Genomic DNA, 15,402 nt, shown 5'->3' with positions numbered 1-15,402 from the left:
GGAGCAGGCGGGAGCGAGCGCGCGAGCTCACAAGAGCCTGCGCAATGGTTACTGGTTAAAGAAAGAAACCCACTCATGTGAGTGGGCTTCTTGATATCTGCTCCCCCGACTGGACTCGAACCAGTAACCCTTCGATTAACAGTCGAATGCTCTGCCAATTGAGCTACGGGGGAATGTTGTGTGCGATATTTTTGTCGCTTCAACGTGTAACAACTTTACGCGAGGTCGGGGGCCTGCGCAAATCGATATTAGGTTAGCTCAGTCACATTTAGTCTTGGCCTTGCATTTTGGTGCGGCGGCGTAGTTCCAGGGTGAGGAGCTGTTGTTGGATCTGGCGGAAGGTTTCTGCGTCAGTTTCGGGGTTGATCCGTTGGAGTTGCATGAGGAGGTCTGATTTTTGGCGGGTGATTTCTTGTTCAAAGAGGCGGTTGAGGATGTCGCGGCTGTAGCGCTGGAGCTGTTCTGGAGTGCGGGCAGGTATGGGGGCTACGGTAAGTTCTGCGATGAGGGCGTGGACGGGTTCGGGTGCCTGGCTCCGTACGGTGTTGACCCAGGCGTGCCCGGCAGCTGGTGCCATGGTTCCGGCTGCCCCGATAATGCCTTGGGCTATGCCACTGTGGGCGCGGTAGCGGTAGTGGACGGTGGCGAGTTCTTGCCACTGTTCCAGGCTGAGGGATTCGGGGTATTGCAGGATGACTTCGAGGGCTTCGCGTTCGGTGCGGGCGGCGGGGTCGCGCAGGTCGGGTAGCTCGTAGGGGTCCTGTTCCGCTGCGGTGTTGACGGTTTCTTGTTCTTGGCGGGAGGCGGCTCGTTGGGCTTCTGCGGCTTCGGCTTTTTGGCTGGCGCTGGCCTGCGGGTGGTTGATGGCGTAGGTGACGGCGCGTTGAACTTCGGCCGTCTCTAATCCTAGCTGGCCGGATACCTGGCGCACGTAGGCGGGGCGCAAGGCCGCGTCCTTAATGCCGGCGATGATGGGGGCGATAGCCCGCATACCGCGCACACGGCCTTCGAGGGTGCTCAGGTCGTAGTTGGCAAGGGTCGCGTCAATGGCGAACTCAAAGAGGGGTCGGCGGGACTCGATCAGGGACCGCACGGCGGAGTCGCCGCGTGCAAGGCGCAGGTCGCAGGGGTCCATACCGTTTTTGGCAACGGCAACGTAGGTTTGGGCGACGAAGCGCTGGTCTTCGGAGAAGGCGGCCAGGGCGGCTTTCTGCCCGGCGGCATCCCCGTCAAAGGTGAAGATAACCTCTCCCCCGGTGCCGTCATCGGAGATCAGGCGGCGCACAATTTTGATGTGGTCGGTTCCGAAAGCGGTGCCGCAGGTGGCCACGGCGGTATCGACCCCGGCCAGGTGGGCGGCCATAACGTCGGTGTAACCTTCGACCACCACGATCTGCTTCTTCTTGGCGATGGGACGCTTGGCCAGGTCCAGGCCGTAGAGCACCTGGGATTTTTTGTAGAGGGTGGTCTCTGGGGTGTTGAGGTATTTAGGGCCTTGGTCATCGTCAAAGAGACGGCGGGCACCGAAGCCGATGGTTTCACCGGTGATGTTGCGGATGGGCCAAATGAGCCGGCCCCGGAAACGGTCGTAGAGACCGCGCTGGCCCTCGGAGAACATGCCGGTGGCGCGGAGCTCGTCGGTGGTGAAGCCCTTGTTCATGAGGTATTTGAGTAGGTTGTCCCAGCCTCGCGGGGCGAAGCCCACACCGAACTTTTGGGTGGAGACGGGGTCAAAGCCACGACCTCCCAAGAATTTTTGGGCTTCTACGGCAGCGGGTGTGTAGAGGTTCTTCTGGAAGAACTCGGTGGCTATCTTGTGGGCATCGAGCAGGCGCTGGCGGCGGCCCACTTCTTCCCTGCTCATGCCGCTGCCTTGCTCGTAGTGCAGTTCGTAGTTGATACGGGCGGCTAGCTTCTCCACGGTTTCGGTGAAGGAGGTGTGGTCCATCTCCATGAGGAAGCTAATGACATCCCCTGATTCACCGCACCCGAAGCAGTGGTAGGTGCCCATCTGTGGGCGCACGTGGAAGGAGGGGGTTCGCTCATCGTGGAAGGGGCACAGACCCTTAAAGGAGCCGATACCGGCTGATTTGAGGGTCACGTACCCTTCAATGATTTCGCGGATGTCAGTGCGGGTGCGCACCTGATCAATATCTTCTTTTCTGATTAAGCCTGCCACGGGTTCAAGTTTAGTTGAGCGGTCAAGCCGGCGGGTGACCTACCAGAGGGGTTTGTCCCCGATCGCCCAGTGGCTACCGGTGATGCGTTTGAAAAGAGCGGCGGCTGAGCGGTCGGTTAGGCAGGCAACCTGGTCAATGACCAGGCGCAGGCGGGCGGTGTCCTCGTTGGGGCCAAGCTCACGCAGGTCAGCAGCAAAAACCGGGTCCAGGTAGTCCGGGTTATCGAGTAGGGCGTGGACCAGGAACTCCAGGATCTCCTGCTGATTCTCGGAGTGGGCACCGGCATCACGCGGGGTCATGACAAAGGCGGTGGCAATGCCTTTGAGCACCGCAATTTCGTGCTCGGTTTCTTCTGGCACAACCAGCTGGGCCTGGTAGCGGGTGAGTGGTTGGTTGCCGTAGAGCTGGCGGGTAGCCACCATAGAACTGGCTGCAAAACGGCCAATCAATTTGGAGGTCAGCGCCTTGAAAGCGGCCATCGACGAGCGGGTGCCGCTCATGTAGGGCACCCAGCGGCCCAGTGCTTCGAGTCGGCTTAGGGCCTGGTCCAGTGTGGAGTCCTCCACACCCGGTAGGTACCATTGGCGGGTCTTCTCAAAAACAGCTTGGCGAGCGGCGGGTTCTTTGAGCTGGTGCAGTTGCAGGTGCCCGCCAAAGACGGCATCCTCCACGTCGTGAACAGAGTAGGAGATGTCGTCCGCGAGGTCCATGACCTGCGCTTCAATACATTTCTGAATCGGTTCGGCACCGGCTTCGCGGGCACCGGTGCGGAACCAGTCAAAGACGGGCAGGTCATCGGTGTAAACCCCAAATTTGCGGTTGGGTTTGCCGTCGGTTCGGGCTGGTGCGGCCTGGCGGGTCCAGGGGTACTTGCAGGTGGCGTCCAGGGCGGCGCGGGTCAGGTTGAGCCCGGCTGAGCCACCGTCATGGCGGATAACTTTGGGTTCCAGGCGGGTGAGCAGGCGCAGGGTTTGGGCGTTGCCCTCAAAACCACCGGCGTCGGTGGCTAGACGGTCCAGGGCGGTTTCGCCATTGTGGCCGAAGGGTGGGTGGCCCAGATCGTGGGACAGGCAGGCGGTGTCTACCACGTCTGGGTCACAGCCCAGCATACGGCCTAGTTCGCGCCCGATTTGGGCGACCTCTAGGGAGTGGGTCAGGCGGGTACGCACAAAGTCGTCTGTGTCCGGGTCTACCACCTGGGTCTTTGCCCCCAGGCGTCTCAGGGCTGAGGAGTGTAGAACGCGGGCGCGGTCGCGTTCGAAAGGTGAGCGGTAGACAAAGCGGTGGTGTTCGGGTACCCAGCGGGCGGCATCGGCGCTGGTGTAGCCGGGGGTGGGTGCTTGTTCCGGAGTAGGAACCTGGTCGGGTGTGGGTGTCATGCCCTGCTTTCTGGCTGGTGGGTTGTCGCGGGTTAGAGGTCGTCGCCCTGGTCAAGGCGGTATTCGGCTGGCCAGGTGACTTCCCCGGCCAGCGGCGGGTAGTCGGGTGTCAGGTTGAGCGCTTGCAGGTTCTGGGCCAGCTCGGCGGGGGTCATGCCGTCAATGTAGGCGCGTACACCGCTGTGGGCCGCCTGCCTAAACCCGAAGCGACAGTAGTAGGCGGGATCGCCCAGCACAATGACGCTGGTGGGAGCGTTGCTTTCTTGGGCTAGTTTGCCAGCTAGTTCGAGGGCCTGGTGCACCAGGGTGGTGCCTACTCCCCTGCCCCGGTGGTTGGGGTGAACGGCCAGAGCTGCCAGGGCGAGGGCGGGCCAGGAGCCGACCCAGCAGCGGCTGAGAAGCACATAGCCAGCCAGCTCGGGGCTGACTTCGGTGGCAGAGTGGGCAACGAAGGAGATGCAGGGCTCCCATGAGGCGGGGTTGCCCCGTAAGTCGGTGACCAGTTGCGCTTGGTAGCCTGTAGGAAAGACCCTCTGGAGCAGGGCATCAATGGCCGGCACATCGGCGGGGCTTTCGGGGCGAACGGTGTAGCTGGTCATAGCTTCTAGTCTAGTGGCTGGGGCAAGCCGGTAGCCGCTGGGGCGTTCCCAGTCTCCGCTTCTATCTCGCCCCCCCAAGCATATGTGCCGTAAACCTTCTGGGGTGCCTTCTTTGTAGGACCCCTGAAGGTTTGCGGCAGACACTGAATTGCGATATGCGCCAGGGGGTGTGCCGTCCTCCCGGTGGGGCCAGGGTTCTGCGCTGCTAGCGGGACCGCCGAACCAGCTGAGGCAGGCTCCATCAGGTCAGAGCTCTTCAAGTTCTGTGATTGATCTTGACAGATTGTCTTCGCACAGGAGCCTGGCTGGAGCCTGTTGTACAGGTAGCTTGTAGCTGGCAACCCATTCTGTGATGAGGGAATCATGGGCCTGGATAGGTGTTTGAAGTTTTTTCAGGTGGTAATGGCGGAGTCTAGGTGTTTTCTTGTTTGAGAGGTTTCATGGAGGCCTGTACCCGTTCGGGCATCATGTGGACGCGCGGGGTGAGTTGCTGGGGCTCGTAGGTGGGGTCGATACATTCACGCCAGTAGTAGACGTGCTTTTGGTCCAGCCAGTGCGGGGAGTCGCGGACCGAACGGCTTGCGCCTTGCTCGCCTTGAACGGAGTACCAGTAGAGGTAGTCCACCCCGTCGATAGTCTCAGCGAAGATGGTCTCCACATACATTTCTTCTGGTTCCAGGGTCTCTCGCACAGCTTCCATATTGGAGTTGAGGAAGGCCAGCCACTCATCCACCAGGGCACGCTTGCCCGGAAGAACACGAAAACGGGTAAGTTCAATAAGCATGGTTCCACGGTAGCTTTCAAGGCTTATGTTTCCTACTACCGAGCCATGGCCTAACGGTGTTGACAACGTAGATTACATTTTTAGCGATGACGCTACACCCCATCAGAAGTTCAACGAAGTCAAACATGATAAACCTACTTTCTGAAATCCCGAACAGTCCATCTGAATTACAAAGCTATCAAATATTTGTATCTTATACTAAAAGATAATTTAATGTAAATCTATGTTAGTTGCGGGTCAATACGGTAGGATATGAATGTCTGTTAGTATGTTGGGAAATATAACCTCTGAACCAAACAGGCTTATGGCCGGGCAACCCCCGGCCATTAATCTCAGAGATGCAACCTCAGAACCCAGATAGACTTGCACACAGTCACCGAATGCACGCACCTTTGTTGGTAACTATCACCTCTGAACCCAGATAGACTTGCAGGGAGTTACGAACATGGCAACCGAAGGTTGGGAACTATCACCTCTGAACCCAGATAGACTTGCTCGTCCGAGGCAACTCCTAACCGAAAGGTTGGGAACTATCACCTCTGAACCCAGATAGACTTGCCACGCCACCAGTAAAGGTGAGGTCGAGGTTGGGAACTATCACCTCTGAACCCAGATAGACTTGCATCGGTGAAAGTGGCAGCGCACATGTCGTTGGGAACTATCACCTCTGAACCCAGATAGACTTGATGCTTACCCAGTTCAACACCAACCGTTGTTGGGAACTATCACCTCTGAACCCAGATAGACTTGTCGGAAACAGAACCTACTCAGCGTACCTGTTGGGAACTATCACCTCTGAACCCAGATAGACTTGTCTTCAATTTCCTGCCCGCAATGCTGGCGTTGGGAACTATCACCTCTGAACCCAGATAGACTTGTGGTTAAGCCCTGCCAGGTCTTCCCAGGGTTGGGAACTATCACCTCTGAACCCAGATAGACTTGGGATACGACAAATGCCCCCTGGTCTTGGTTGGGAACTATCACCTCTGAACCCAGATAGACTTGATTACCTAGCGCTGACCACATACCCGACGTTGGGAACTATCACCTCTGAACCCAGATAGACTTGCAGGGTTAAACTGAGTATTGAAATGAATGTTGGGAACTATCACCTCTGAACCCAGATAGACTTGCGTCTCTCTGAAAAATAACTGGTCAGAGCGGTTTTCTCACCACTTTTTCGGCAGAAAAAATGGTAAGAAAACCTCTCCATCTGGAAAGATACAGTCCACTGGCGGAAAATCTGCTAGAGTAGGGAACCGTTAAGGATTCAGAGGTGAAAATTCCTAACAAGAACATGCTGAAAAGCATGATTTGACTTATCAGCCCCTGGTAACCAGCAATGGTTACCAGGGGCTTCGTTTACCCTAAAAAATAGTCAACTGCTCCGGCGGCGGCTCCGCCTTCTTCTGTTTTGGCCCCACAAACATAATCGTAGAAGCCCACTGATTATCAGAAACCCTCAAGACACGCACCTGCCCACCCACCGGCACATTAACCTTCAACATCCCCAGGTCACGCTCAGTAGAGTTCCCATTCAAATAATATTTGCAGTACACGCTCAACTGAATCCGGTCAAAACCACGGTCCTTGAGCAAATTACGGTACTGATTTGCCAACCTCATCTGAGTCTTAGTCTTCACCGGCAAATCAAACATCACAAGCAACCACACAGGCTTAGCCATCCACTCCCTCAGTTCCCCAGGCAAACTCCCGCCCCTGCCAGACCGGAACCAGCAAGACCTCCCGTTCCCCCTCCGCGTACATAGCGAAGTTCTGGCACAGTTTCTCAATACCGGTACGCACAGAATACGCAGAATCCTGCCCCGAAGCGCCTAAGACAGAAGCCAGCACGGTTTTTTCGGCCTTACCCACCTCACAAGCACCACCAGCAAGCAAGCCCAGGACAGCCTCATCCACCGCAGGGCGGAAAGGCTCAATGAGATCATCCGCCAGCGCAAAAACGTTGCTCCTATTCCGGTGGAAAAGAGACAGAGTAGGAGATAAACCCGTAGCAACCAGGCGAGTCAAAACCCGCCCCCGCAAAATGGTGTAGCCATAGTTAAGCAAACCATTGGCCACATCATCAGCCTGCGGATCACGGTAGATACGCCCCTCCGGAAGAAAAGCAGACCAGTAGAGGCGAGCCGCCTGAGCCTCCATATTGGTGGGGTCCCCAGACCGCACTGCCCTAGCGCAGGCCTCTAGTTCCTGGGCTACCACCGGGTTATGCGAACGCAGAACAAAAGCCTGCCCGCGAATCTTTGCCTTAACCAGCCGCATCCACGCATTTTTGCGTCTAGGAACGCTGAGGTGAGCCTGAGCCTCGTGGCGGGCAAAAACCCTCGTGTTCTCTGACCAATGGTAGAGCACAGAGATAGACTGATTCCGCCAATCGCACACAGCCATAGCTACATCAAAACGCTCCAGCCCAGCCACCAGCCCATAGCCCCAAGTGCACTTCTGGCCCACCAGAATAAAGTCCACCTCAGCAAGTGGCACAGACTGCTCCCCCACTTTGATACGCCCCCTCTCATAGGAAAGGAAACCCTCATAAGCCGTAAGGTCCAGAATGCGCCACTTACTATCCATCTCAGGCTCCTAGAACTTCCTGTGCCCTGCGTTCAATATCAAGTGATACAGGAACAGCACCGTTCTCACGCCAGCGAGGAAAGCCCAAATGATTGCGGCGGATGACTTTGGTTCCGTGAGCAGAAAGGACTCCACCAGCCGAAACGATAGCTCCCTTCTCAAGAATCTCCTGTACCAGTGCTAGCTCTTCATCGGTATAGATGCCCTGAGGTAGCTCCTCATAAGACAGTAATAATGGCCTCAACCGTAGCTGTCTGCTCATCGGGAGTCCGTCAACTTTCCAACGGCTCTCAGGGATAATCCTTAGGAATTGGGCAAACTTATCGGAACCGTCCACAAAGCTATCTACCTCAATCTCTAGCTCATCGCCCTGGGTAATCCACCCAATTTCCTGGGCCTTCCCTGCCTCGATCTGCTTGCGCACGGTACCCTGCAAGTCCCGGTAAGACTGCGAACCAGCGTGAATAGGCACCCGCAAGGCATCCCTAGTGCCATAGAGCTTAAAGAGCCAGGGGAACTCAGCGCCAAAGACACGGAGCATACCCACCTCAATACCCTTCTTGCCGTGCCAGGCATACAGGCGAGCATGGTGCAAAGAATCACCAATTTTCACGGCACCCGTACCCGCAAGAATCGAAGCAGCTTTTTCGGGGAAGATAACTACCTGCTCCTGAGCAGTTAGTTGGTGACCCCGCTCAGTGCGCAAGTAGCGGTTGCTATCGGCTTCTAGTACCTTCTGCTTACCCAGTTGCTCTTGCAAAGCCAGGTAAAGGTAAGGGTCAGCGACCTTGTCAATATCACCAGCCGACCACTCATCGCCCACCAGCTTATATTCCAGCCCCAACAAAGTATCCTTGTGCACAGAACCGTTGGCTGGTGTCAGACGCAAAGGATTAATAACTGGAATAGAGTCCTCAGAGATAGCCTCCCCCAGCACATCAGCAAGCGCTTGACAAGTCTCCTTCCACTGATGAAACTTCTGCTGGCTCGGTGAATCAAGACCGGTAAAATCTTTCCAATCATTATCACGGCTTGAGTAGCGGCGCTCAGTCAGCAACAGACGCCGTTGCTCCAAAGTTCTAGCAACAGAGGGGTTCAACAAGGTCATGACAGCGGCATCAATAGCATGATGGCGCACATCAAAACGGTTCTTCTCTTCCTGACCCCTCAGAAGAATCTGTTCATCAATCTGACCCGCACGGCGAGACTGGCGAGTCAAAGACCCAGAGTAAACATCAATATGAACCCGGTCCCCACCGCTGCGTGCAGTACCGGCATTAAAATAGGTCTCTAAACGGTGACGGACAGAAACCGCAGAGTAAGCTGTAGACTCCAAAGAACGCTCATCAATCGGCGGGTCTTCTTCTTTCTGCTTGAGTCTGCGGGCAATCTGCTCTTTCAAGCGGCGCCCTGATACGCCCTTGAAGACACCCACCTTATCGAACTCCCACAGGCGGCCCAGAGCCTCTTCCAGAGAAACTCCCGAACGGGTCGTTCTGGCGGCCCACACGGCAAAAGGAACCCGGCCCTTATCGGCATTACACCCACGGCATACCGCTACCAGGTTATCCACCCGGGACGACCCTCCACCGGCACGCGGCACAATATGGTCAAGTTCAGCAGTTTTGGTGGTAATCATGGCACCACAGTAGAGACACTTACAGCCCTGGTTCTGCACAATCCGGTGACGGCGGACATCAGCTCGCGTGGGGCTCTCCAACTCGCCACTGTCACGCAATTCTTGGCGCACACGGTCATTCTCAGTACGGTTGCGCGCAATCTCACGCAGAACCTCCGCACGCTGGGTGGGGCCCATCAAACCTGTACGGGCGTGCTCAATCACAATCCGATCCGGCCGTCCCCACTTACGTTCACAAGCCAGCACAAACCGCCGCACAATAGTCAGCACCCGATCCACCGCTGGCTGGCCGGTAGGCTCATGCAGATTCTCACGGGGCGGCTGCCAAGAGTCATCAACACCAAAAACAGCCTTACGCGCCGTATGCAAATCTGTCTGATGCTCAGCCATATAGCTATTCAAATCAGTCAAAGACTGCACACTGTATGCCGCACGGCCCGACTCAAAATCAAGACCCTCCAGCTTTTCACGTTCTTTCTCGGGCCAGCTCTCAAAGACAGCGCTCAGCCCACACTCATCGGCGGCTTCAACCGAGAACTCCGTCGGATCGCTCAAGAGCATAATCAGCAAAGAACGAAGCGAAACATCCGCTGTCTGCCACCACTTGACCACCTGAGAGCTCTTAGGTAGAGCCTTCAACAAGACAAAAGAAGAATGGTCATACGGTGCCTTATTCAAACGCACATCGTCAATAACGGGTGCAATCAGGGCGTGAGGTTCTACCCCGATAGCCTCAGCAACATCACCCCAAGTAGGAGGCTCTGCCTCCGAAAAGTTCATCAAATAATTGACTGCCGCCATGTACTGGCCGATCGATAGCTCAATAGCTTGGCTCCCCTGACGCACCCGCAAGTTACGGACAGCCTGCCGAATTCTGAACTCGGTGAACTCAAGACAGGCCCGTGGAGCGCGCGGTAGATTCCCACGCCCAGGTAACGGATCACGGCCAACGTTTTGGGCAGGAACATGAGGGCGCATCTGGTCAAAAAGTGCCTCTACCAGAACATGGTAATGCCCCTGAGGCAACCCCTGGACCGCCCACATCTTCTTGACCTCAGCCAGCAAATCTTCCTGACGGACTCTGCTGTCAAGGAGTGCTTTCTGGCCCTGGTGGTGCAAACCGTTCTTACGTTTATCACTGGTGCGCGGGCGCAGAAGAACATCTTTAGAGGCAGCAAGCGCCCCAATCTCACCGACCGTAGTGTTATCTGTAATGTAGTCAGGCCAGCGCAACCGAGCCTGCTCCAAGTTCTCAAGCATAGTAACGGATGGAACCGGTGCCTGGTCCAACTGGCTCAAGCGCCACCAGGGGTTACGCCAACCACGGTGACGTGCCATGTGCCGTAAAGCCCTCACCAGGTGCTCAGCCAGCTCAACCTCATTGTCAATTTTCTGGCTGGTAAGTTTAGCCCTGGAGAACCAGGCCTGGTAGGTCTGTGGTTCTTCCACCGCGGGCACCGGGTAGCCCAGCGAGGTGAGCGTAGCATCTAGCTTCTTCAATCGTTGCACCCTACGGCGACGCATCCTCCGGACCCTGCGAGCAACACCCGCTGTCTCTTTACGAGACTTGGGGCTCTTATTCTGGGTTGGGTCAAGGCCCCCATCATGGCGGTAGGTCACCAAAGCCAACTTTTTGATGGGGTAACCAGCATCGTCAAATTCGATGGCAGCCAAACCAACTGACCGATCACCAACGTCAACACCAATACGGTATTTAAGCGCCTCAGATTGCATCATTTCTCCTGGAAAATATCTGGATAACTTAGAACCAATATACTTGCCAGTAAGGTAAGACACACCGTTGCCTATAAAAGGTGCACGTCCCGCACTTTTCTTATTCCTGTAACAAACCAAGTGCGGGGTTTCTTTCCAGGTGTGAAGGTTAGCCCCGCCTAGGGAAAGATAGCCCGCATCTTTGCGGTGGCAGTTGTGGGCAGGCCGGTTTACCCGCCGCTGATGTCCAGTTCAGCACCCACTAAGCCTAAACGTTCTGCGTCGCCCAGCAGGCGGGAGTCCAGCCAGCCGTCCGGCAAGTGCGGTTTCTTGGGGTTGCCCGCGCGCCCGCGCGGTCCCTCCACGGCCTCACCCGGGTAACCAATGGAATGGTCCAGCTCGGCCAGGTATTCGCGGAAGGCCTCCAGGGTAGGCACCGTGGACATCTTGGCACGCAAACGCCCGCCCACCGGGTAGCCGTGGAAGTACCAGGCCACATGCTTACGGATCTCCCGCAGGCCACGAGTCTCGTCCCCAAAGGTCTCCACCAGTAGTTCCGCGTGCCGGTAAATCATGTCGGCTACCTCAGACACAGCCGGGCGGTGGCGTTCCTCAGAGCCCTCAAAAGCGTTCTGTAGGTCGCCAAAAAGCCAGGGTCGGCCCTGGCAGCCACGCCCCACCACAATACCGTCCACTCCGGTCTGCTCGACCATGGCGATCGCGTCCTCGGCTGAGAAAATATCGCCGTTGCCCAAAATCGGCACATCGGGAATGGCCTCACGCAGGCGCGCGATAGAGTCCCAGTCAGCCTTGCCGGAATAGTGCTGGGCGGCGGTACGCCCGTGCAGGGCAATCGCGGCGACCCCGGAGTCGCGCGCAATCTTAGCCGATTCCAGGTAGGTCAGGTGGTCCTCGTCAATGCCCTTGCGCATTTTGATGGTCAGGGGAATATCCTTGCGGGAGGCCTCGCGCACAGCGGTCTGCACGATGGCGGTAAAGAGGTCAGTCTTCCAGGGAAGGGCCGAGCCGCCGCCCAGCTTGGTGACCTTGGGGACGGGGCACCCAAAGTTCAGGTCAATGTGATCGGCGCGGTCTTCTTCAACTACCAGGCGGATCGCCTTACCCACGTTCAGGGCATCCACACCGTAAATCTGGATAGAGCGAATCTGCTCGTCCCCATCGTGCTCGATGATACGCAGGGACTCCGGGTTACGCTCCACCAGGGAGCGGGCGGTCACCATTTCGGTGACGTAGAGGCCACCGCCGTACTCGCGGCAGAGCCTGCGGAAGGCCTTGTTAGTGACCCCTGCCATGGGGGCCAGAACGACCGGGGTGTCAATGGTGTGCTTGCCTAGCTGCAGGGGCGGCAGCTTGAGCTGTTTGGTGCGAGCCTGAGATTGAGTAGGGTGAGTCGTCTGGTTAGTCATAGCCATCCAATTCTTGCACATGGTATCTCCCTCTGCCTCACCCAAGGGAGTAGTTCCCGAAAAATAGAGGTAGGTTTTTATGTCTAGTTCAAGTTTGGGTCACACAGGCAAGAGGCCCGGTGGCAAGCCACCGGGCCTCAAAACCTACCTGAAGTATGACTATCAGGTGTAGAGAGGTCTACTTATCGCCCTCTACGACGATTTCTTCCTTGCGCAAATCAGCTGAAACGCGTTCGGTCTCTGAGTGTACTTCCTTACCAACGGAGACACGCTCAGTTGCAACAGTTTCAGTTGATACTACAGGGCGCTCTTCGTGAGCGGTTACAGTAACATCAGCTTTAGCTTCTGCGGAATCAAAGTCGTAGTTCTCTACAACTTCACCGTCTTTGAGGTTAGTACGCTCAACAACGATTTCTTCCTTGCGAACGGGAACCTCCACTGTCTCCTTTTCGGTGTGAACTACCTTACGCAGGCGGACCTGGCCGGTCTGAGTTGCGCTGGTGGCGTTAGAGACGTTCAGACGCTCCTCGTGAGCAACGACATCGCCTCCCTGCTGAGTGGAGTGATCGGAGGTGGATGCCTGAGCCTGGCTCTGCCCAGCTACCTGCCCGTCATGGCTTGCGCCAGTCACCTGAGCTTCATTCTGGCCCAGTGAGTAGTATTCGTAGAGGCGCTGCTCCTCTTCCGGTGACAGCTCGCCATCTTCATCTACATTAGGCGCGTCTTTAACGAAATCCTTGTCAAAGGGAACGTGAATTTCGCCGTCCTGGAAACGTGCCCTATCAACGGGAACGAATGACTGCTTAGTGCCGAAGAAGCCCGTATTGACAGTTACAAACGTTGGCTCCTGGGTTTGTGCATCGAGGTATAGCTCACCTACGCGACCGATTTTGTCGCCATCAGCGCCATATACAGTGCTGTCACGAAGAGCTTGAATTGTTTCATTGGTAGTCATTGGCTAGATGCCTTTCATTAGTAAATACCCCAAGGGGTAGGCCGTTCACTCCACCCCCTCTGAGCTCTTGGCTCAAAAATTAATAAGGGAGCTGAACAACTTACTTAAATAATATGCCCAGAGAGGGCCCCACTCAAGCAATAAGCCTACTTTTTAACATGAAAATAAATATTGCATATAATAAATGTATTTATTTATGGAATATAAGCAATCAAGCGAACCAAGCCTGTAAGATCTTTTTGACTTGGTGAAACTTTAACTCTTGGTGACCGCGCTGAGGGTATCGGCAGGAGCTAAAGTTCAGATAGACCGCCCCCTCTAGCCAAAAATGGCTATTTCCTGGGAATTATCCAAGAAAACGCCCCAGCTATCTTCCGCCCAACCTTGAAACAAGATTGGGCATCCCCTAGAATTTTGAAAAGTCAATCTTTCTTGACAATTCCCCAGGAGGGTTTATGGATTCCAAAGACCCGCTCATGCTCGCGGTAGGCGCAGCCCAGGCCGAGGTCACCCGCGCCAACCAGGCCCTTGAACAAGCAGTAGAGGCCGCCCGCGCAGGCGGTGCCACCTGGCAGCTCATCGGCTCAGCCATCGGCGTGACCAAACAGGCCGCCGCCCAACGTTTCTCCGACTCGGTCTATAACGCACGCTCACTGCCCCAAATCGAGACAAAACTGCAACAGATAGCCGAAGCCGTCTTTGCCGCGCTCGCCCACAGCGACTACCAACACGTCCACCATCACATGACCTACACCGCCGCCCGAAAGCTCTCCAAACGCAAGCTGGCTAAGGTCTGGCAGCAGGTCCTTGAGGCAAACGGTGACTTTATAGAGGTCCAAAGAACCGTGATTGAACAGGCCACCTTAGGCTATACCCTCACCTACCGGCTACGCCACCAGCGGGGCGAGCCGGTCGGCCAAATCTCCTTTAACTCAGCCCACAGGATTACAGGATTGGTGATATTCAATGATGATTCAGCCGAACTCCCCTGGTAGCGGCTCCTACGCACCCATGTCCATGGTAGCGCTCTGGGGTTTACATGGGCTTATCGCCTGGTACCTGAGCCGGGACCTCTACATGACGGCCTTTGGGGTAGGCATTTTGGCCGTGGGTACTGTACTGACTCAGTTCTTCTCCAAACCCCAAGGAGCCCAGGCTATGGTCTGGCGGCCCGGCATGATGGCCTGGAATATTGTAATCTGCTGGTGTCTCTGGGGTGCCCTCCATGCCCTCTGGAATTTTGACGCTCTCTTTGCAATAATATGGCCGGCTATTGGCTACATCGCCAACTATTCAGGCCAATCATATTCCGGCCGGGGACGCCGCCGCGCCCAGGACATCGGAGTCTAAGGCACACACTAGCAGCAAGGCCCCGCCCTTTCGCTCTTGGGCCCGAGGTTATCCACCCGGCCTAAGAGCGAAAGGGCGGGGCCTTACGTCATACCTCTAGTTCAGCCAGCCAAGTGGCAGATAATTGAGCCAGTTCCGGCACGCTTACCCGAGCTTGCCGCAAGTCAACCCGCCCGTCAGCGGTCAGGGCAGTACCCTCAGCTCGCCAGCGCTCGGTAGCAGGTGCGGCATGACCGGGTATCTCACCCCGGGCATTACACACGCGCCACCAGGGCACCCCACTCCCCCAGGTCGCCATTACCCTGCCAACCACACGCGGAGACTCCCCGGCAACAGCACCCACATCCCCGTAAGTTGCCACCCGCCCGGGCGGAATAGATTCAGCAACCCTCAGGACGCGCTCAACCCGTACATCCTCCATCGGTTAGGCATCCGCAATCACCAGAGTTTCGCTGGTGACCTTTGCGGAGCCCATCTTGATGAGCTGGTCAATCAGCACAGCCAGATCTTCCATCGAGTCATCCACCTCAAGGGAGACCGCGTACTGGCCGGTCATGACCGAAAGTAGCTGCATAATAGCTTCACGGGCCTGGGGGTGGCCCAGCCGGTAGCCCACGGTGATTTCGGTGGCATCGTCCTCGGAGATTTCCATGAGGCCCGCGTCAACAGCCAGGGGCCGGTAGCTAACAGCAAAGGCCAGAATGTCACCTTTTTTACCCTCGGCTTGAGCGCGCAGAATATCGTCACGCAGCACGACCGCGCCGAGCGCTTCAGCTTCATCGGA

Annotated in this window: 12 protein-coding genes, 1 tRNA gene, 1 pseudogene and 1 CRISPR repeat array; of the genes and pseudogenes, 2 read left to right on the top strand and 12 right to left on the bottom strand. The window is 56.4% G+C overall.

Going from position 1 to position 15,402, the window contains the following annotated elements; genetic code table 11:
- Window positions 1-100: 100 nt before the first annotated feature.
- The 10 genes from ACN080_RS10005 to ACN080_RS09960 form a co-directional block, all read right to left on the bottom strand.
- Window positions 101-173 (bottom strand) — tRNA-Asn (locus ACN080_RS10005).
- Window positions 174-268: 95 nt separating this feature from the next.
- On the bottom strand, window positions 269-2,179 hold the full coding sequence (gene dnaG / locus ACN080_RS10000; protein ID WP_419113699.1) for a DNA primase: 1,911 nt from the start codon (window positions 2,177-2,179) through the stop codon (window positions 269-271).
- Window positions 2,180-2,218: 39 nt separating this feature from the next.
- Complete coding sequence (locus ACN080_RS09995) at window positions 2,219-3,559, bottom strand: deoxyguanosinetriphosphate triphosphohydrolase (protein ID WP_419113698.1); 1,341 nt, start codon at window positions 3,557-3,559, stop codon at window positions 2,219-2,221.
- A gap of 32 nt (window positions 3,560-3,591) precedes the next feature.
- Window positions 3,592-4,158 (bottom strand): GNAT family N-acetyltransferase, encoded by a 567-nt coding sequence (locus ACN080_RS09990; protein ID WP_419113697.1) that lies wholly within the window; start codon window positions 4,156-4,158, stop codon window positions 3,592-3,594.
- Window positions 4,159-4,570: 412 nt separating this feature from the next.
- Window positions 4,571-4,942 carry a DUF6176 family protein gene (locus tag ACN080_RS09985; protein ID WP_419113696.1) on the bottom strand — a complete coding sequence of 124 codons (372 nt, stop codon included), beginning with the start codon at window positions 4,940-4,942 and terminating at the stop codon, window positions 4,571-4,573.
- Between the two features lie 394 nt (window positions 4,943-5,336).
- Window positions 5,337-6,075: a CRISPR direct-repeat array (repeat unit 36 nt; unit sequence GTTGGGAACTATCACCTCTGAACCCAGATAGACTTG).
- 234 nt (window positions 6,076-6,309) lie between these two features.
- Entirely contained in the window at window positions 6,310-6,627 is a 318-nt protein-coding gene (gene cas2 / locus ACN080_RS09980) for a CRISPR-associated endonuclease Cas2 (RefSeq protein WP_419105038.1), read from the bottom strand.
- A complete protein-coding gene (gene cas1 / locus ACN080_RS09975) occupies window positions 6,620-7,534 on the bottom strand; it encodes a type II CRISPR-associated endonuclease Cas1 (protein ID WP_419113695.1) in 915 nt (304 codons plus the stop codon). Before cas1 ends, cas2 begins: the two co-directional genes overlap by 8 nt.
- Before the next feature lies 1 nt (window position 7,535).
- Window positions 7,536-10,910, bottom strand: a complete 3,375-nt coding sequence (cas9, locus tag ACN080_RS09970; protein WP_419113694.1) for a type II CRISPR RNA-guided endonuclease Cas9 — start codon at window positions 10,908-10,910, stop codon at window positions 7,536-7,538.
- A 206-nt stretch (window positions 10,911-11,116) separates the two neighbouring features.
- Entirely contained in the window at window positions 11,117-12,313 is a 1,197-nt protein-coding gene (dusB, locus tag ACN080_RS09965; RefSeq protein ID WP_419105090.1) for a tRNA dihydrouridine synthase DusB, read from the bottom strand.
- A gap of 178 nt (window positions 12,314-12,491) precedes the next feature.
- On the bottom strand, window positions 12,492-13,268 hold the full coding sequence (locus tag ACN080_RS09960) for a PRC and DUF2382 domain-containing protein (protein ID WP_419105035.1): 777 nt from the start codon (window positions 13,266-13,268) through the stop codon (window positions 12,492-12,494).
- 455 nt (window positions 13,269-13,723) lie between these two features.
- On the opposite strand from ACN080_RS09960, the gene ACN080_RS09955 reads away from it, so the two are divergent.
- Together ACN080_RS09955 and ACN080_RS09950 are read left to right on the top strand one after the other, a co-directional pair.
- Window positions 13,724-14,263, top strand: a complete 540-nt coding sequence (locus ACN080_RS09955; RefSeq protein WP_419100233.1) for a hypothetical protein — start codon at window positions 13,724-13,726, stop codon at window positions 14,261-14,263.
- Window positions 14,235-14,618, top strand: a complete 384-nt coding sequence (locus ACN080_RS09950; protein WP_419113693.1) for a hypothetical protein — start codon at window positions 14,235-14,237, stop codon at window positions 14,616-14,618. The genes ACN080_RS09955 and ACN080_RS09950 overlap by 29 nt, the downstream gene beginning before the upstream one ends.
- Before the next feature lie 88 nt (window positions 14,619-14,706).
- Here the strand turns inward: ACN080_RS09950 and ACN080_RS09945 are convergent, their stop codons facing one another.
- Entirely contained in the window at window positions 14,707-15,039 is a 333-nt protein-coding gene (locus ACN080_RS09945) for an MGMT family protein (RefSeq protein WP_419112254.1), read from the bottom strand.
- A gap of 3 nt (window positions 15,040-15,042) precedes the next feature.
- Window positions 15,043-15,402 (bottom strand): annotated as a pseudogene (locus ACN080_RS09940) (N-acetyltransferase); the annotation flags it as partial.

The sequence above is a fragment of the Rothia sp. CCM 9416 genome (assembly GCF_048513535.1).
Lineage (GTDB): Bacteria > Actinomycetota > Actinomycetes > Actinomycetales > Micrococcaceae > Rothia.
Note: the sequence above shows the minus strand (reverse complement) of the source record. Positions and strands in the feature narration are given on the sequence as shown.